General features: G+C 63.3%; 17 protein-coding genes. 11 read left to right on the top strand and 6 right to left on the bottom strand.

Annotated features, from left to right (window positions below):
* Positions 1–12: 12 nt before the first annotated feature.
* Both AB6B38_RS09180 and AB6B38_RS09175 read right to left on the bottom strand, forming a co-directional pair.
* Complete coding sequence (locus tag AB6B38_RS09180; protein WP_371392556.1) at positions 13–1,599, bottom strand: AbgT family transporter; 1,587 nt, start codon at positions 1,597–1,599, stop codon at positions 13–15.
* 123 nt (positions 1,600–1,722) lie between these two features.
* Positions 1,723–2,808 (bottom strand): Rieske 2Fe-2S domain-containing protein, encoded by a 1,086-nt coding sequence (locus AB6B38_RS09175; RefSeq protein ID WP_371392555.1) that lies wholly within the window; start codon positions 2,806–2,808, stop codon positions 1,723–1,725.
* Between the two features lie 167 nt (positions 2,809–2,975).
* On the opposite strand from AB6B38_RS09175, the gene AB6B38_RS09170 reads away from it, so the two are divergent.
* The 9 genes from AB6B38_RS09170 to AB6B38_RS09130 all read left to right on the top strand — a co-directional run bounded on the left by AB6B38_RS09170 (position 2,976) and on the right by AB6B38_RS09130 (position 11,581).
* Positions 2,976–3,950: an NADPH:quinone oxidoreductase family protein gene (locus tag AB6B38_RS09170; protein WP_371392554.1), complete on the top strand. Its 975-nt coding sequence runs from the start codon at positions 2,976–2,978 to the stop codon at positions 3,948–3,950.
* Between the two features lie 42 nt (positions 3,951–3,992).
* Positions 3,993–5,072 carry an isoaspartyl peptidase/L-asparaginase family protein gene (locus AB6B38_RS09165; RefSeq protein ID WP_371392553.1) on the top strand — a complete coding sequence of 360 codons (1,080 nt, stop codon included), beginning with the start codon at positions 3,993–3,995 and terminating at the stop codon, positions 5,070–5,072.
* A 78-nt stretch (positions 5,073–5,150) separates the two neighbouring features.
* Positions 5,151–6,185 (top strand): glycerophosphodiester phosphodiesterase family protein, encoded by a 1,035-nt coding sequence (locus AB6B38_RS09160; RefSeq protein WP_371392552.1) that lies wholly within the window; start codon positions 5,151–5,153, stop codon positions 6,183–6,185.
* Positions 6,186–6,320: 135 nt separating this feature from the next.
* Entirely contained in the window at positions 6,321–7,469 is a 1,149-nt protein-coding gene (locus AB6B38_RS09155) for a homogentisate 1,2-dioxygenase (protein WP_371392551.1), read from the top strand.
* Positions 7,470–7,492: 23 nt separating this feature from the next.
* Positions 7,493–8,494, top strand: a complete 1,002-nt coding sequence (locus AB6B38_RS09150) for a sodium-dependent bicarbonate transport family permease (protein ID WP_371392550.1) — start codon at positions 7,493–7,495, stop codon at positions 8,492–8,494.
* Between the two features lie 4 nt (positions 8,495–8,498).
* Entirely contained in the window at positions 8,499–8,810 is a 312-nt protein-coding gene (locus tag AB6B38_RS09145) for a P-II family nitrogen regulator (protein WP_371392549.1), read from the top strand.
* 45 nt (positions 8,811–8,855) lie between these two features.
* Positions 8,856–9,497, top strand: coding sequence for a carbonic anhydrase (locus AB6B38_RS09140; RefSeq protein ID WP_371392548.1), 642 nt, complete (start codon positions 8,856–8,858; stop codon positions 9,495–9,497).
* Positions 9,498–9,529: 32 nt separating this feature from the next.
* Positions 9,530–10,543, top strand: coding sequence for a hypothetical protein (locus tag AB6B38_RS09135; RefSeq protein WP_371392547.1), 1,014 nt, complete (start codon positions 9,530–9,532; stop codon positions 10,541–10,543).
* Between the two features lie 24 nt (positions 10,544–10,567).
* Entirely contained in the window at positions 10,568–11,581 is a 1,014-nt protein-coding gene (locus AB6B38_RS09130) for a fumarylacetoacetate hydrolase family protein (protein WP_371392546.1), read from the top strand.
* On the opposite strand, the gene hspQ is transcribed toward AB6B38_RS09130, so the two are convergent.
* The gene (gene hspQ, locus AB6B38_RS09125) at positions 11,582–11,914 is read right to left on the bottom strand and encodes a heat shock protein HspQ (RefSeq protein WP_371392545.1); all 333 of its coding nucleotides are present in this window, start codon (positions 11,912–11,914) and stop codon (positions 11,582–11,584) included.
* A gap of 230 nt (positions 11,915–12,144) precedes the next feature.
* On the opposite strand from hspQ, the gene AB6B38_RS09120 reads away from it, so the two are divergent.
* On the top strand, positions 12,145–13,275 hold the full coding sequence (locus AB6B38_RS09120) for a Ppx/GppA phosphatase family protein (RefSeq protein ID WP_371392544.1): 1,131 nt from the start codon (positions 12,145–12,147) through the stop codon (positions 13,273–13,275).
* Positions 13,272–14,000, top strand: a complete 729-nt coding sequence (locus tag AB6B38_RS09115) for an RlmE family RNA methyltransferase (RefSeq protein WP_371392543.1) — start codon at positions 13,272–13,274, stop codon at positions 13,998–14,000. The genes AB6B38_RS09120 and AB6B38_RS09115 overlap by 4 nt, the downstream gene beginning before the upstream one ends.
* A gap of 13 nt (positions 14,001–14,013) precedes the next feature.
* Here the strand turns inward: AB6B38_RS09115 and AB6B38_RS09110 are convergent, their stop codons facing one another.
* From AB6B38_RS09110 to AB6B38_RS09100, 3 genes are all read right to left on the bottom strand, one after another.
* Positions 14,014–14,784 (bottom strand): hypothetical protein, encoded by a 771-nt coding sequence (locus AB6B38_RS09110; RefSeq protein WP_371392542.1) that lies wholly within the window; start codon positions 14,782–14,784, stop codon positions 14,014–14,016.
* Positions 14,785–14,872: 88 nt separating this feature from the next.
* Entirely contained in the window at positions 14,873–15,799 is a 927-nt protein-coding gene (locus AB6B38_RS09105; RefSeq protein WP_371392541.1) for an aromatic ring-hydroxylating dioxygenase subunit alpha, read from the bottom strand.
* Positions 15,796–16,686 carry a class I SAM-dependent methyltransferase gene (locus tag AB6B38_RS09100; RefSeq protein ID WP_371392540.1) on the bottom strand — a complete coding sequence of 297 codons (891 nt, stop codon included), beginning with the start codon at positions 16,684–16,686 and terminating at the stop codon, positions 15,796–15,798. The genes AB6B38_RS09105 and AB6B38_RS09100 overlap by 4 nt, the downstream gene beginning before the upstream one ends.
* Positions 16,687–16,907 lie beyond the last annotated feature (221 nt).

Genomic DNA, 16,907 nt, shown 5'->3' with positions numbered 1-16,907 from the left:
CGCCCGTGCCGATCAGCCCGCCGGCATTTCGTAGAAAGTGGGCGAACCGGGCCCGACCGGCATGCCCAGCGCGAAGGTCCACAGGAAGAAGAGCGCGATCCAGCTCACAAGGAAAGCAATCGAGTAGGGCAGCATCATCGCGATGACGGTGCCGATCCCCAGCTTTTTGTCATAGCGCGTCATCCAGGCGAGGATCAGGCCGAAATAGCTCATCATGGGCGTGATGATATTGGTCGATGAATCGCCGATCCGGTAGGCGGCCTGGATCACCTCCGGCGAATAGCCCACCAGCATCAGCATCGGCACGAAGATCGGCGCGGTCACGGCCCATTGCGCGCTGGCAGAGCCCAGCATCAGGTTCACAAAGCAGCACATCAGGATGAAGCCGATGAAGATGGCCGGGCCGGTCAGGCCGGTATCCTGTAAAAATTGCGCGCCGGTGACGGCGGTGATCGCGCCCAGATTCGACCAGCCGAAAAACGCCACGAACTGGGCGGCGAAGAAGACCAGCACGATGTAGAGGCCGAGCGTGGAGATGGCAGACGCCATGCCGTCAATGACATCGCGGTCGTTCTTCATCGTCCCGGCAGCGCGGCCATAGGCAAAGCCGACGATCAGGAAAAACAGGAATATCCAGGTCACAAACCCTATGAAGAAGGGAGCCTGCTGGAAGATCGAGCCGGTATCGGGATTGCGAAGCGCGCCCCAGCCAGGCAGCCAGCCGGCCAGGTCAACCTGCGGCATGAGCGTCCAGGCCATCGCAGCAAACACGGCCAGCGAGGCGATCCCCGCCCACATCAGGCCCTTCTTCTCTGCGCCGGAGACCGGCTGCATCATGTTCTTGTCGAGCACGGCCGGGTCGGCGCGGCTGGAATCATATTTGCCCAGCTTCGGCTCGACGATGAAAATGGTGACGAGCGACCCGATGATCGTAATCATAAAGGTCGAGATCACCATGAAGTACCAGTTGGCCGGTGCCGAGACGACATAGCCCGGATCAATCAGCTGGGCGGCCTCGGTCGTGATGCCCGCCAGCAGCGGGTCAATCGTGCCGATCAGCAGGTTCGCGCTATAGCCGCCTGATGTGCCCGCGAACGCGGCGGCCATACCCGCCAGCGGATGGCGGCCCAGCGCGTAGAACACCGCGCCTGCCAGGGGCACCAGCACGACATAACCCATCTCCGAAGCGGTGTTGGACAATACGCCCGCAAACACCACCGCCACGGTGACAGTGTGGCGGTTCGCGCCCAGCACGATGGAGCGTACGGCGGCAGACAGAAGCCCGGACTTTTCCGCCACGCCCACGCCCAGCATCGCCACCAGCACCACGCCCAGCGGGGCAAAACTGGTGAAGTTGGTGGTGAGGCTCGTGAAGATGCGCCGGAAGCCATCCTCGTTCATCAGGCTGACGGCGCGGATCATGCCGTCGGCGGCCCGCCCCGCCGCGCCCTCGGGGCGCGGGTCTTCCACCGCGACCTGCAACACGCCGCCGAACAGTCCTGATGCCAGGATCATCAGCCCGGCCAGGATCGCAAACAGGGTGACGGGGTGTGGCAGGAGATTGCCCAGCCACTCCACACCATCAAGAAAGCGGGTCATGGCACCGCGTTTTCCGGCGCGCGTCGCAGGGCTCGTTTCTGTCACGGGGCAAACTCGTCAGCTGTTCGGGGAAACGCCTACCTTGCCCGGCAGGGCTGGCGGGGTCCAGCCCTGGCCCTGATTTCAGCTCCGCCAGCGCAGGGTGGCGGGTTTGACCGGGTTTTCAAATCCGGCCCGCATGCCTCCACCTTTTTCCCAGGCATCCTTCAGGCGGAAATACCATTTCGCCTGCACATCGCTGTCATTGATGAGCATCAGGCGGGGATCGAACCTCAACCCCTCCTTCTGGATGTTCACCATATCGCCATCCTGTTTCAGGAAGCCGCGCGCAAAGGGGCGAAGTAGCGGTTTGAGCGCGCCCAGCACGGGAAGCGTCCAGTAGAAGCTCTGGGTCACTTCGGTCGTGGTTTCATTGACCGGCGTAACAGCCGTCAGCCCCACCACATGTCCGCGCGTGCCGGCCTGGATATGCTCCACGCGCACGCCCGGCAGGCGGAAGCTGATCGCGGTCGTCAGATCGCCGCCCAGGATTTTGTAAAAGCGCGAGTTCTTCGATGGCGTGTGCGGCAGCATGGTAAAGCCCAGCTCGCTGGGGCCGAACGCCTTCTCCTTCTCGTGCATGGATTTTTCCGAGCGCCAGAAGACAGATCGGTGCACATAAGGCCCGTGCGCCGGATCCATCAGGCCGATGACGGCGTGATCGACATGGCAGTCAAATATCATCCGCTCGATCAGGGCAGGCGTGCGCGCGCCCACCTCCGGCATGACGGGCGGTTCGTGATCGGGTTCGGCCGTATCGTCCAGCACCGGGCCATCACTGGCGGCCGGCATCCATATCCACAGATTGCCCTGCAGCTCGCGCACCGGATAGCGGCGCACCCGGATCTTGCCGACATCCATCTCCTGGCCGGTGACCAGCGCCGGAATGGCCTTGCAGGCCCCATCCGCGCCAAAGCGCCAGCCATGATAGGGGCATTCGATCTGTGGCTCGGACAGCGTCTTGCCATCCACCGTGCTGCCCGCAGCGCACAGGCGGCCCGCGGAGAGCGGCACGCCCCGGTGCGGGCACAGATCGCGCAAGGCGAACACTGCGCCGTCACTGCCGCGCGCAAACACGACCGGCTCGCCCAGGAGAACCTTGTGCAGCATCTTGCCCGGCTTCAGATCGCTCGCCGGACAGGCATAATACCAGATATTGCGCAGAAACATGGGGCGGGCCTCGCTGGCGTGACCCAAGCCTTATGCGGCGAAGCGCCAGCGCCATCAAGTGTCAGAGGGCCGCACCAGGAGCCGTGAGGCAGGCGCGCATTGCCCTTGGTGCGCCTTGGCCTCTATGGTCTGGGCGAACCGACCCGTTCGCAAAAAGGACACGCCGCATGCGCGCTTTGATCTGCAAGGAATTTGGCCCCTACGAGAATCTGGAAGTCGCCGAGGTGGACGCTCCGCCGCTGAATGAGGGCTTTGTGCAGGTTGATGTGAAGGCAGCGGGCGTCAATTTCCCCGATATCCTTCTGGTTGAGGGCAAGTATCAGGCCCAGCCGCCCTTCCCCTTCATTCCGGGAACGGAATGCGCCGGCGTGGTCTCCGAGCTTGGCAAGGGCGCCGCCGGCTTCAAGCCGGGCGACCGGGTGATCGTGGCGACCATGCTGGGCGGGTTTGCCGAGCAGGCCGTTGCGCCCGCAGCCCAGGTAATCCCCATCCCCGACGCAATGAGCTTTGAGCATGCCGCTGCCTTCACCACGATCTACGGCACCTCCTACCACGCGCTCAAACAGCGCGCGAAGCTGCAACCCGGCGAGACCGTGCTGGTGCTGGGCGCTGCCGGTGGCGTTGGCCTTGCCACCGTGCAGCTGGCGAAAGCCATGGGCGCGAAGGTGATCGCAGCCGCCAGCTCGGCAGAGAAGCTGGAAATCGCGCGCGAGGGCGGGGCCGACGAGCTGATCAATTATGCCACCGAGGACCTGAAGGCCCGCGTGCGCGAGATCACGGCAAACAAGGGCGTGGACGTGGTCTACGATCCCGTCGGCGGGGATTATTCCGAAGCGGCGCTGCGCGCGACCGGCTGGGGTGGGCGCTATCTCGTCATCGGCTTTGCGGCCGGGCCGATCCCGAAAGTTCCGCTCAATCTGGCCCTGCTCAACAGCCGCGATATTCTCGGCGTGTTCTGGGGCGCGTGGGCAGGCCGCAATCCGCGTGAGAACGCGCAGAACATGAAAGAACTGTTCGATCTCTACGAAACCGGAAAGATCGTGCCGCACATTTCCGCCGCCTATCCGCTGGACGAATTTGCCAAAGCCTTTGCCGACATCATGGAGCGCCGGGTGAAGGGCAAAGTTATCCTCACCTTCTGATCCCGCGCTATCATGTCCCGTTGCCGCCAAGTCATGGAGTTGATGATGATCCGTACACTGCTTGCCCTTGCCGCCCTGTTGTTCGCCGTCCCGGCCGCGCAGGCGGGTTCGGAAAGATCGGGCGAGCTGGAATGGTCCATCATCATTCACGGCGGGGCCGGGGTGATCGAACGCGGCGCCATGGACGCCGAAACCGAGGCCGCCTATCGCGCTGCCTTGCAGGCCGCTCTGGAGCTGGGCGGCAATCTGCTGTCCGGCGGCGCGGACGGGGTGGATGTGGTTGAAGCCGTCATCCGCGTGCTGGAAGACGATCCCAAGTTCAATGCCGGACGCGGCGCGGTGTTTACCTCCGAAGGCCGGGTGGAGCTGGATGCCTCCATCATGGCCGGCCATTCGCGCGCTGCCGGCGCGGTGGCGGGCGTGACAGGGGTGCGCCATCCCATCTCGCTGGCCAGAGCCGTGATGGAGCACAGCCCGCATGTCATGCTGATCGGCGACGGCGCGGAGAACTTCGCCGCCGAGCGCGAACTGGAGACGGCTGAACAATCCTTCTTCTTCACCGAACGGCGCTGGCAGGCGATGGAACGCCAGGTTGAGCGCATGGGATTGCCCGTCCCGCCGCGCCCCGAAGGCGCGCCGGACCCTGAACCGATCCGTGAAGGCGCGCTGGACCTGATGGAGCGCGAGCACCGCTTCGGCACGGTCGGCGTGGTGGTGATGGATACGCATGGTGTCACCGTCGCTGGCACATCGACCGGCGGCACCACGGCCAAAAGATGGGGCCGGGTCGGCGACACCCCGATCATCGGCGCAGGCACCTGGGCGGACCGGCGCTGCGGCCTCTCGGCCACCGGCACGGGCGAGTATTTCATCCGCTTCAACGTTGCCGCCGCCATCTGCCATGAGGCCAACCGGCTGATGTTCGAGCAGCACAGCTTTGAGGAAGCCGCACAGATCGCCGCCGACCGCATGATGGAAACCCTTGAGGCCGATGGCGGGGATGGCGGTATCGTCATGCTGTTCGTGGGCCAGCCCATCTGGGCGATGAACACGCCGGGCATGTACCGGGCCAGCTGGGGGCTGGGGCGCGAGCCGTATGTGGCCATCTATGGTGATGAGTAGGGTTTCGGGCCGTCACAGCCCTGTCGCCTGTTTGGGCTAGTAGCCCTGCAACGTCCAATCAATCCTCGTGGGGTTTCCATGCGTCTCATTGATCCTGCTGTTCTGAAACTGGTCGGCATTTCGACTCTCTCTCTCATGCTCGCCGCCTGCCCGGAACCGGTCGGCGAGATCGAAATGCCCGAACCGTCCGGCGAGGTTTCAGAGGCCGAGCGGCGTCTGGCGGATGCGGAGCCTGTCCAGAGTTCCCTGCCGGAACCGCTGGTGGCGGCGATCGCGCCCGAAGGGCAGTCCATCCCCGATGTACTGCGCTGCCTGACGGACCGGGATGTGACGCTTATCAGCGCGCATCGTGGCGGGGTCGAGCCGGGCTTTCCCGAGCACGCGATCGAGACTTTCGCCAATACGCTATCGGGTGGTCCGATGCTGCTGGAAATGGATGTGCGCCGCACCGCCGATGGTGTGCTGGTGATGATGCACGATGAAAGCCTTGACCGGACCACCAACGGAACCGGCAATATTTCTGACCTGACCTTCGCCGAGCTGTCGGCTGTCCAGCTGGTTGATAATGAAGGTGAGCTGACCCCCTATCGTATCCCCAGCCTGTCAGAAGTGCTCAGCTGGGCGCGCGGCCGCGCCTTCGTCCAGCTGGACCTGAAGCGCACCGTGCCGGTGGAGGAGCTGGTGGAGGCGATCCTCGCCAATGACGCGCTCTCCTACGCCATGGTCATCACTTATGAGGTTGAGGATGCGTTGCGCGCAGCGGCAGTCAGCGATGAGGTCGTGATCTCGATCCAGCTCACCGACCCTGAACGCCTTGAGACACTGCGCGCTGCCGGCGTCGACCCGGCCCGTCTCATCGGCTGGTCCGGCGTCCAGCGCGAGCTGAACCCGGCGGCCTGGGCCCATCTTCTGGAGGCGGGCATCCCGCCGGTTGCCGGCACGCTCTGGCATATCGATGGCGAAGTGCTCGAAAGCGGTGATACCAGCATTTTTGCGGCGTTTGCCGACGCGGGCGTGGCGATGATCGCCACGGATCTGCACTGGCCGGCCTATGAGGCGCTGGAAACGCGGCAGGACACGGTGACGGCTTTTCGCGCCTGTACGGCGCAGTAGGAGCCCTCACTCACCCTTTGCCAGCCCATCTGCGCTCAGGCAGACTGCGACGCCAGACACCCCTTGCCGCGAAGCCTCTTTCATTTAGTTTCAAATGTAACTAAATTGATGGTCCGGCAGAACGGAGAACATGTCATGGCGCGCAAATGGATTTACACCTCCCGCAGCGAAGGCGATGCCTCGCGTCAGGCCCATGCCGATTTTCCCGAACACGCGCCCTATGAGCGCGAAATGTCCAAGGAAGGGTTCTTCGGCCCCGCCGCCTTCCTCCACCACAAGCGCCCGCCCACTGGCTGGGTGAAGTTTGAAGGCCCGCTGCAGCCGCGCGCGTTTGATCTGACCAAGCTGAACCGCCCGGACGACGTGCCGTGGTCGAGCCCGTCCGTGCTGTTCAACAATAGCTGCGATATACGCCTGTGGAAGCTGGAAAAGCCGATGAGCGGCCTTGCCCGCAATGGCGATGGCGACCAGCTGCTCTTCATCCATACCGGCAAGGGCTCGCTCTTCTGCGATTTCGGCCATCTGGCCTATGAGGCGGGCGATTACATCATCCTGCCGCGCGCGACGATGTGGCGGCTGGTGCCGTCCGAAGCGACCTCCGTGCTGATGGTGGAGGCCACCAATACCCACTTCACCCTGCCCGACCGCGGCCTGCTAGGGCCCCATGCGATCTTCGATCCGGCCGTGCTGGACGTGCCTGCCATGGACGAGGCGTATTTCGCCCAGCAGGCCGATGAGGACCATGAATGGGTGGTCCACGTGAAAAAGCGCGGGCAGGTCAGCCGCATCACCTACCCGTATAATCCGCTCGATGCCGCAGGCTGGCATGGAGAGCTTTATCCGGTGCGCCTGAACGTGCGCGATATCCGCCCGCTGATGAGCCATCGCTATCACGTGCCGCCGAGCGCGCACACGACCTTCCTGTCGGACCGGTTCGTGATCTGCACCTTTGCCCCGCGCCCCTTCGAGACTGATCCGGGTGCGCTCAAAGTGCCGTTCTTCCACAACAATAATGACTACGATGAAGTGCTGTTCTACCACGCGGGCGATTTCTTCAGCCGCGACGGCATCGATGCGGGCATGATGACCTTCCACCCGGCAGGCTTCACCCACGGCCCGCACCCCAAAGCGCTGGCCAACATGTTCACGCAGAAAAAGCCTGCGACGGACGAGTATGCCGTGATGATCGATACCCGTGATCCGCTGGATGTGGGCGAGGGCGCTGCCAGCGTCGAGAATCTCGACTACGTTCACTCGTGGAAGCCGAAACAGGCGGCTGAGTAGCGAACATCTGACCGGGGCGGGGCATGGATATTTTCACGCTGGCTGAAGCCAATCTGATCTCCCCGCCCATCCTGTTCTTCGTGCTGGGGCTGATCGCGGCTTTTGTCCGGTCGGACCTCTCCATCCCCGAGGCTATCGCCAAGGCGCTCTCGCTCTATCTGGTCATGGCGATCGGCTTCAAGGGCGGGGCCGAGATGGCCGCCGGAGACCTCACCTGGTCGGTCGGCGGGGCCATCCTGTCGGGCATCGTGCTCTCCGCGCTCCTGCCGGTTCTGGGCTTTGGCATGCTCATGCTGACCACGAAGGTCGGGCGCATTGATGCAGCCGCCATCGCCGCCCATTACGGCTCCATCTCCATCGTCACCTTCATCGCCGCCAGCGATGCGGCGCGCTTTCTCGAAACGCCCGGCGAAGGCTTCATGGTGGCGGTTGCGGCTGCCATGGAAGCGCCAGCGATTGTTACCGCGCTGATCCTCGCAGGCTCCGCCGCGCGCGCCTCCAATGGCGGGGAGGGGCATGGCGAAAGCCGCCTCTCGGTCCTGAAAGAGATCGCCGCCAACGGCTCCATCGTGCTGCTGATCGGCGCGTTCTTTATCGGCTGGATGACCGGCCCGCGCGGCATGGAGGCGGTGTCTCCCTTCTTCAACGATATCTTCCGCGGCGTGCTCTGCCTGTTCCTGCTTGATATGGGGCTGGTGGCGGGCAGGGGACTTCTTCGCAACTGGCGCGTCCTGAAACCCGGCGTCATCGGCTTTGGCCTTTACATGCCGCTCATCGGCGCACTGGCGGGGATGGGAACGGGCCTCGCAGTGGGGCTGGACGCAGGCAGTCTGGGCCTTCTGATGACGCTCGCGGCGTCTGCCAGCTATATCGCCGTGCCCGCAGCCCTGCGCCTTGCCCTGCCCGAAGCGCGCCCTGCCATCTCGCTCACGCTGGCGCTGGGGATCACCTTCCCGTTCAATCTGGTGGCGGGCATTCCGCTCTATTTCTGGCTTGCCCGGCTTGTAACCGGCACTGGAGGCTAGACCGATGCAGACCAGCCTTAAAAAGCGCCTTGAGATCATTATCGAAATGCCCGCCGTGCCGCGCCTTGAGGGCGTGCTGGAAAAGGCGGGTGTGAAGGGCTGGACCGTGCTGCCCGCCAAATCAGGGCGCGGGGCAAACGGTAGCTGGTCGCGCGAGGGCCAGATCACCAATGCGGACCGCATGATGATGGTGCTTGCCGTCATCGATCCGGCCATGCTCGACACCGTGCTGGAGCGCGTCTACGCGCTGCTGGAGCGCCAGATCGGCATCGTCATGGTGTCCGACGTGCAGGTCGTGCGCGCCGAGCGCTTCTGACCCGCCTGCTTGCCGCTCACCTGATCGAAGGTTAGACCGCCAGACATGATACCGACCCGCCTGCATGAGGGCTTCGCCCGCTTCCGCGCCGAGCGCTTCGAGCGCAAGCAACGCATCTGGCAAAATCTCGCCAAGGGGCAGACACCCCATGCGCTGGTGATTGGCTGCGCTGACAGCCGCGTTGATCCGGCAGCGATATTCGATGCTGGTCCCGGCGAGCTTTTCATCATCCGCAATGTCGCCAATCTCGTTCCGCCCTACGAGCCGGACGGCGCACACCATGGCGTCTCCGCCGCGCTGGAGTTTTCCGTCAAGGCGCTGGGCGTCGCGCATATCGTCGTGCTGGGCCACAAGAGCTGTGGCGGGGTCCACGCCGCCGCAACGGGCGGTGCGGCGGGCACGCAGTTCATCGAACGCTGGCTCGATCCGCTAAAACCCGTACTCGACGAGGCCCGGCGCGAGCTGGGTGAGGACGCCGATACCGAGCATCTGTGTGACACGATGGAGCTGGGTTCGATCAAGCGCTCGCTGGAGCGGCTGATGTCCTTCCCCTTCATCGCGGAGGCCGTGCAATCCGGCACGCTGGTCCTGCACGGTGCACGTTTCGGCATTGCCGATGGCGAGCTGGAATGGCTCAACGCCGATGGCCGCTTCGAAATTGTTGATGCCGGGTTCGGCCCGTCATGAACGGCGGGGCTGTATCCTTGCCGGCGAGCACCTTGCTCGAAGATCCGCGCTGGTTGCCTTTCGACCTGGATCTGCGCGCCGGACAGTTTCTGTTCGTCGAAGCCGATCGCGCCTTTATCGAATCCACGCCCTTTCTCGATCAGCGTGCCGACCTGACCGGCAAGCGCCGCGCCGCGCTGGCGTTCAATCAGCTGCCTGCCCCCGCTGAGAAGCAGGCAGCGCCGACTTTCATCTGGCATTCGGCATTTTGCGCTTCAACCCTGCTGGCACGCTGCCTGAGTGTGGAGGGGCGCACGATCGCTTATAGTGAACCCTCCGGGCTGGCGACGCTGGCCAGCCTGAAGCGGCATGGGCGCACCGCAGAGTTCAACCGCCTGTTCCCGCTCTACATGAATCTGCTGGCCAGGCCGCCCGCTGACGCTGGCCGGGTGGTCATCAAGCCCACCAATGCGGCCAATACACTGATTTCCGATTGCGCGGCCCTGTGGCCTGATGCGCGCCATTTGTTCGTGACGTCCGAGCTGCCGGTCTTTCTGACATCAATCCTGAAAAAGAGTGAGCCGGGCCGGGCTTTTGCCCGCCAGCTTTACACCATGTTCGCCCGTGACGGGTCGCTGCTGGGTCAGATTCCGCCCGAACAGGCGTTTCAGCTTACCGATATCCAGATAGCAGCGCTGGTCTGGCAGGCGCAGCTGGCGATGATGCGCGAGGCTTCGGCAAAGCTGGACCCGGCGCGCACGGCCTGGCTGGATGGTGATGATTTTCTCGCCCGTCCGGAAGCCTCGCTTGACGCGGCCAGCCGGTTCCTCGGCCTCGGTCTCGATGCGCAAGCCGTGCAGACGGTTGCGGCAGGCCCGCTGATGAGCCGCGACGTGAAGAATCCAGGCAAGGCATTTGATCCCGCTTCGCGCCGGGCGCCTGCCGGGCTGAAACCTCTGATGGATTCCCATTTCGATGCGGTTATCGCCTGGAGCGCGTCTGTAGCGCGGACTCCCCAATCACCCTATCCCGCCCGTCCGCTGGTGGACCCGCCACACACAAGATGAGCTGAAAAAGAAGGAAGCGCGCACATGAAACTCGCCAGCCTTGAAAACGGCACCCGCGATGGAAAGCTGGTCGTCGTCTCGAAAGACCTCGCCTGGTGCACGGACGCCTCCCATATCGCGCCCACCCTGCAGGCCGCGCTGGATGACTGGGACGTGGCTGCCCCGAAGCTGGAAACCCTCTCCGAAGAGCTGCACCGCGAGACGATTCCGCGCGAGCGCTTCCACGAGCATGACGCGCTTTCGCCGCTGCCGCGCGCCTATCAGTGGGCCGACGGCTCGGCCTATGTGAACCATGTGGAACTGGTCAGGAAAGCGCGCGGCGCGGAAATGCCAGAGAGCTTCTGGACCGATCCTTTGATGTATCAGGGCGGATCGGACGCCTTCCTGGCACCGCGCGCGCCCATCCCGCTCGGCGATGACGCCTGGGGTCTCGACTTTGAAGGCGAGGTGGCGGTCATCACCGGCGATGCGCCCATGGGCTGCACGACCGATGAAGCGGCAAAGGCGATCCGCCTTGTGATGATCTGCAATGATGTGTCCTTGCGCGGGCTTATTCCCGGCGAACTGGCAAAAGGCTTCGGCTTCTTCCAGTCCAAGCCGCCGACGGCCTTTTCGCCCATCGCCGTAACGCCTGACGAACTGGGCGAAGCCTGGGACGGCGCGCGCCTCTCCTTGCCCCTGCGCTCGCAGTATAACGGAGAGCTTTTTGGCGAGCCGGATGCCGGCGTCGACATGACGTTTGGCTTTCCAGAACTGATCGCCCATCTGGCCAAGACCCGGCCCGTGACGGCAGGCACGATTGTCGGTTCCGGCACGGTGTCTAACAAACAGGATGGTGGTCCGGGCAAGCCGGTCAGCGAAGGCGGCAAGGGCTATTCGTGCATCGCGGAAATCCGCATGATCGAGACGATCAATGACGGCAAGCCGAAAACACCCTTCATGACGCCGGGTGACACGATCCGCATCGATATGCGCGACAAGAATGGCAAGTCGATCTTCGGTGCCATCGAGCAGGAAGTCGTGCGATATCAGAAATAGCTAGTTCGCTTTCGACGCGATCTCCGCCTTCACCTTGTAGCGTGTACCATCAAAGCCTTCGAAAACCTGGGCGGCGTCCGGGTGGCCGACCGGGCCGTTATGGGCGTCGGGCAGGAGGTTCTGCTCGGAGACATAGGCCGTGTAGTAGCTCTGCTCGTTCTCGGCGAGCACGTGGTAGAAGGGCTGGTCCTTGTGAGGGCGTATCCGCTCCGGGATGGACAGCCACCATTCTTCCGTATTGGCAAATTGCGGGTCGACGTCGAACACGACGCCCCGGAAGGGGAAGAGCCGGTGCCGGACCACATCGCCAATGGCAAATTGCGCGCTGCGCACGGGATAACCTCTTTTATCATAATGCCCTACGCCTGACGTAAGGCATATGTCCGCCAGACCAAGCCTTGCGCTGCATGTCACAATGCGCGGCTTAATATCTGTCATCCTGTCACGATCGTGTTATCATTGTATTCAACACACGAACCAGACCGGCCTGGTCGGGTAACGGGCTGCGCGCCGAAGGGTTGCGCGCCTTGCCAGTCAGTCCGGTCAGCAGGACCGTACAGTTCATGGATACGCATGACCCCGGCGCCCGTCCGGGGACCGATTCGCGCAATACGTCCAAAGGCCGTGCCCGCCATGACGTGATCTATGGCGCGATAGACCTTGGCACCAATAATTGCCGTATGCTGATGGCCAAGCGCGCCCATCGCGGTTTTCGCGTGGTGGAAAGCTTTTCACGCATCGTGAAGCTGGGCGAGGGGCTGGGTGCCAGCGGCGTTCTGTCCGACGAGGCCATGGACCGCGCCGTCGAGGCGCTGGCGGTCTGTGCGCAGAAGCTGGAACGCCGCAAGGTGACGCGCCTGCGCGCGGTCGCCACGCAAGCTTGCCGCATGGCGTCCAACGGTCAGGACTTCCTTGACCGGGTGGAGCGCGAGACCGGCCTGAAGCTTGACCTCATTTCGCCCGAGGAAGAAGCGCGCCTTGCCGTGCAGGGCAGTCTTGATCTGCTTGATGACAGTTTTGACGCGGCTGTGGTGGTTGATATTGGCGGTGGCTCTACCGAGCTGTGCTGGCTGGATCTGGCCGAGTGGCGCGAGCGGGGCGGCTATCCCGATGCCGGCCGTCCGGGCATTCGCGGCTGGACCACCATTCCGCTGGGTGTTGTCACCCTGTCGGAGCGCTGCCCCGAACCGGAAAACGCCACACCTGAGGAGCGCCGCGCCTGGTATGAGGCCATGAAGGCTGAAGTGCGCAAGGAAACGCGAATTCCCAAAGGCGCGCGCCGCCTGCGTCCGCTGTTCGAGCAGGGCAGGGCGCATATGGTGGGTACATCGGGCACGGTGACGTCCGTGGCCGGGGTCCATCTCAATCTGGTGCGCTATGACCGCAACCAGGTGGACGGGTCATGGATGGAAGCCCATGAGGCACGCGCCGCCTGTGACCGGCTGTCGACCAAGGATGCAGCCGGGCGCGCGGGCGAGGGCTGTATCGGCACCGAGCGGGCCGATCTGGTTGTGGCCGGTTGCGCGATACTGGAATCGGTGATGGATGGATGGCCGGTACCGCGCCTGCGGGTCGGCGACAGGGGGCTTCGCGAAGGTCTTCTGCTCAATCTGATCTATCCAAGGCGCAAGCGCGGCCGCCGCGGCCGCAAATCGCGTGGGCGGGGCAAGACCAGTGCAGGAGCGTCATCGTGAGCAGCAAGGATGAAGATCCGCCTGAGGAAAAGCGCCGCAGACGCTCCGGCCCGGTTACGGCCGGTGGCAGCAAACGCGCCGACAAGCAGTTTCACGAGCGGGTAAAGACCGCCAAGAAGCGCAAAGTCTCCTCCCAGCGTTGGCTGGAGCGCCAGCTCAACGACCCGTATGTGCAGCGCGCGAAGGCCGAAGGCTATCGCTCGCGCGCGGCCTACAAGCTGATAGAGCTGGACGAGAAGTTCGGGCTTTTAAGGCCCGGCATGCGCATTGCCGATCTCGGCGCGGCGCCGGGCGGCTGGGTGCAGGTGGCGCTGAAACGCGGTGCCAGCCATGTCGTCGGCATTGATCTGCTGGAGATGGACCACATCGCGGGCGCGGTCCTGATGACCATGGACTTCACCGATCCGGGCGCGCCGGAGGCCGTGAAAGAGGCGCTTGGCGGGCCGGCAGACCTCGTCATGTCAGACCTCGCCCCCTGGACTACCGGCCACAAGAGCACCGACCATTTGCGCATCGTCAATCTGGTGGAGGCGGCGGCAGACTTTGCGCTGGAAACGCTTAAACCCGGCGGTGCCTTCATCGCCAAGGCGTTTCAGGGCGGCACCGAGAGCGAGATTCTCGCGCGGCTGAAACCACGCTTTGACAAGGTGAAGCACGCCAAGCCCGCCGCCAGCCGCGCCGACAGCTCGGAAACCTATCTGGTGGCGCTAGGCTTCAGGGGGTAGGACGCGAGTTCTGTTACAGCATCCCCGCCACAAAACCCTGGCCCGCGCCTGACGCGCCGATGGCAAAACCCAGTGCGGTAAGGGCGGCGACCAAGGAGCCGCCGAACAGGGTTGCCGGGTGCAGCTTGCGCAAGGAGTGAAGATCGTGGGCGGCCATGGCGGCCAGCAAAAGCACCGATACGACCAACGCGATCGGCATGGCGGGCCAGTCAGGGGCAAACCCGTTCACGATGCGGAAGGTGGCCGGCAGCATGAAGGTGATGCTCGCCATCATCATCAGGCGCTTGTGTACGGCACCGGTCTGACGAAACGCAATCGCGAGGGCCACCAGCAGGCCGAACGCTACCAGGGCGAGAATATCAAACCAGATCAGCACCGAAATGACGGGCAGGACCATGTCCGCCTCCAGCCCGGCGGCGATCAGGCGCGGGGCGAAGCCCGTAATTACCGGAATGCCTGTCGCGATCATGGCCACGGCGAGCACCAGTCCGGCTACGCCCAGCATTTTGTGCATGCGGTAGGCGCGGCGCCCTATGAGTGAGGTCTGGACGGCCAGCAGCACAAACCAGGCGGTCATCACCGAGCCGTGGACATAGAGCTCGCGCGTCATGAACGCGTCAGCCAGAAAAGGTTCCTGCTCAAAGAAGGCCCGCAGGTAAAATGTCTTTGAGAACCCCGCCAAGACGAGCGTTAGCAAGACCAGCGACATGTAGAAGAAAAAGCGCGGTGCAGGCGGGTTGTCCGGCATGTCTCCCGGTGCCGTATCCAGTGCAGTATCGGTCATTCTTTGCCCTCCCCGGCCTATTGCAGGGCGAACGCTCAATGCTGACCGGCGCTGTGTCAAGTTTTGCTGAGGAGGTGAAGGCGTGTGCTTATGTCCGCCAGCGCAAGGTGGCGGGCTTGACCGGGTTCACGAAGGCGCGGCCCTGTGCACGCGCATCAAGAATTTCCTTCTTGATGCGCTGGTACCAGATGAAGAGCTGGTCGGCGTCGCGGATCAGCATGCCTTTTGCGCCGAAGGCCAGCCCCTTCTGGCGCAGCGCCATGATGTGAACGTCCTGTTGCAGGAAGGGGCGCGAGACCAGGCGGGCAATCGGCCGAACCACCGTCAGCACGGGCGTGTCCCAGTAGAAAATCTGGCGGATGATGGTGCGGTTCGCGTCAATAGGCGTCAGCGCGGTTACGCCCAGCACGGTGTGCTTCTCATTCCAGATGCGTTCAATGCGCAGGCCCGGCAGACGGAAGGCTATCGAGACCCGGATCGATCCGCCAATAATGTTGTAGAGCTTCGAGTTAACCGGCTCATGCGGCACCATGGTGAAGCCCAGCTCGCTCGGCTCATAGGATTTCGCCTTGTCCTTGAGCGTCTTGGAGCTGCGCCAGATCGGGCTGGCATGGACGTAAGGCCCATGGGCCGGGTCCAGCAGGCCATAGGCCGCATCATCAATATGACAGGGCAGGAGCGCCTCTTCCACGAAGCGCACCTTGCCGCCGCCCGGCCCGTCAAACGCGGGTGGAGAGCTTGTGGGGGCGTCACCCTGCGTTTCAGGGATGAAGACCCAGACAAGCCCGTCCTGCTCGGTGACATGCAGGCTGTCGCCCGCTCCGGTCTGGCCGCTGACCGCCCGGCCGGGGCCAGTATCGCGGACGAGCTCAAGCGCAAGGCCGCAAACACTCACGCTCCGGCTGCGCCCGGTTTTCAGCTCCCGCGCAGGACAGGCAACATACCAGAAATCGCGAAGGAGGCCGTAATCGGCGCTATTCAAGGGTTCTAGCGCCTGTAGATCGCCGCTATTCATTGCTCCGCCCCTGAGCGTCCTGTGATGGGGTAGAGAAACATCCACATATTGTCATTGGTAGGAAGGTTGACGCCGCCTGGTTCCTGCACCGTGTATCCCGCAGACCCCGCCATGGCCTTCAAGCTTGTCCGGGTAAAGTAATTCACGTGATCAGGCAGGCGGATACCACACCAGTTTCTACCCATTACCTTGGCGTTCCATGAGCCGTAATTGGGGACTTTGATGATGACCGGGCTACCGGCCTTCATCTTGGGTGCAAGACCGCGCAGGACCGGGAGAGGGTTCGGGTCGTGCTCCAGATAGGAGTTCAGCATTGCTCCGCTGAAGTAGGCGTCTGGAAACTCCCGCAGGCCAGACAGCGTATCAGCAGCCACACACCGGCCGCCGCGCTTGATAAATGCTTTGTTTGCCGCGTCGGCGAGCGTCGGCGAAATCTCTATTCCAAACGGGGTGAAGTGATCGTCCAGCGCCAGTCCCGCCTTGCCATTTCCACACCCTAGATCAAGAATCTGTCCGGGCTTTGCGAGTTCCGAAAGGAATCGGCTCGTCTCTGGCCGCTCAAACAGGTGCAGGCGCCAACGGGTTTTATCGTCGAGCCATTGCAGGAGGGGTTGATCAGTGCGGCGACGTGATCGTTCCTCGACCACGGCCTTGTCCCATGACAGTTCGGCGGCAAACTCGGTTACTGGCGGCGCTTCCACAAGGTACACAAACTCACAGTCGGCACACTCGACAACGCGCCAATGATCGCGTTCAAGATGAATGCGCCGGTGTACTCCGCTTGCGCAATGCGGACATTTTCGCAGAATCAGGCCGGGCTGCTGTCCGGATGCTGCTGTGGAGCGAGCGCTCGCGGCTTCGCTGGAGATTTGGTTGTTCTGAAACATGGGAGATAGCCGGACGTTGCGCAGCACCTTGGCCGCGTGAGGTAATCGAAACAGCGCTGTCCTGCGCCAGTCACATCCGGTTAAACTCCATCCTGTGTTATGCACAGCATTATCCTTTTCCCACGCTAACCGCAAGCTTCAAGCCGGGTCAAAATACCGCGCGGGGGTGTAATCAGCGCGAGCTTCGCCCCTGCCGATTGCCCCATGGCGTGCTAGTTTTG

It is taken from the genome of Glycocaulis abyssi, assembly GCF_041429775.1.
In the GTDB taxonomy this organism is placed as follows: Bacteria; Pseudomonadota; Alphaproteobacteria; order Caulobacterales; family Maricaulaceae; genus Glycocaulis; species Glycocaulis abyssi.
Note: the sequence above shows the minus strand (reverse complement) of the source record. Positions and strands in the feature narration are given on the sequence as shown.

Coding starts and splice junctions, on each gene's coding strand:
- AB6B38_RS09180 (WP_371392556.1), bottom strand. CDS start 1,599: ATGACCCGCTTTCTTGATGGTGTGGAGTGGCTGGGCAATCTCCTGCCA.
- AB6B38_RS09175 (WP_371392555.1), bottom strand. CDS start 2,808: ATGTTTCTGCGCAATATCTGGTATTATGCCTGTCCGGCGAGCGATCTG.
- AB6B38_RS09170 (WP_371392554.1), top strand. CDS start 2,976: ATGCGCGCTTTGATCTGCAAGGAATTTGGCCCCTACGAGAATCTGGAA.
- AB6B38_RS09165 (WP_371392553.1), top strand. CDS start 3,993: ATGATGATCCGTACACTGCTTGCCCTTGCCGCCCTGTTGTTCGCCGTC.
- AB6B38_RS09160 (WP_371392552.1), top strand. CDS start 5,151: ATGCGTCTCATTGATCCTGCTGTTCTGAAACTGGTCGGCATTTCGACT.
- AB6B38_RS09155 (WP_371392551.1), top strand. CDS start 6,321: ATGGCGCGCAAATGGATTTACACCTCCCGCAGCGAAGGCGATGCCTCG.
- AB6B38_RS09150 (WP_371392550.1), top strand. CDS start 7,493: ATGGATATTTTCACGCTGGCTGAAGCCAATCTGATCTCCCCGCCCATC.
- AB6B38_RS09145 (WP_371392549.1), top strand. CDS start 8,499: ATGCAGACCAGCCTTAAAAAGCGCCTTGAGATCATTATCGAAATGCCC.
- AB6B38_RS09140 (WP_371392548.1), top strand. CDS start 8,856: ATGATACCGACCCGCCTGCATGAGGGCTTCGCCCGCTTCCGCGCCGAG.
- AB6B38_RS09130 (WP_371392546.1), top strand. CDS start 10,568: ATGAAACTCGCCAGCCTTGAAAACGGCACCCGCGATGGAAAGCTGGTC.
- AB6B38_RS09120 (WP_371392544.1), top strand. CDS start 12,145: ATGGATACGCATGACCCCGGCGCCCGTCCGGGGACCGATTCGCGCAAT.
- AB6B38_RS09110 (WP_371392542.1), bottom strand. CDS start 14,784: ATGACCGATACTGCACTGGATACGGCACCGGGAGACATGCCGGACAAC.
- AB6B38_RS09105 (WP_371392541.1), bottom strand. CDS start 15,799: ATGAATAGCGGCGATCTACAGGCGCTAGAACCCTTGAATAGCGCCGAT.
- AB6B38_RS09100 (WP_371392540.1), bottom strand. CDS start 16,686: ATGTTTCAGAACAACCAAATCTCCAGCGAAGCCGCGAGCGCTCGCTCC.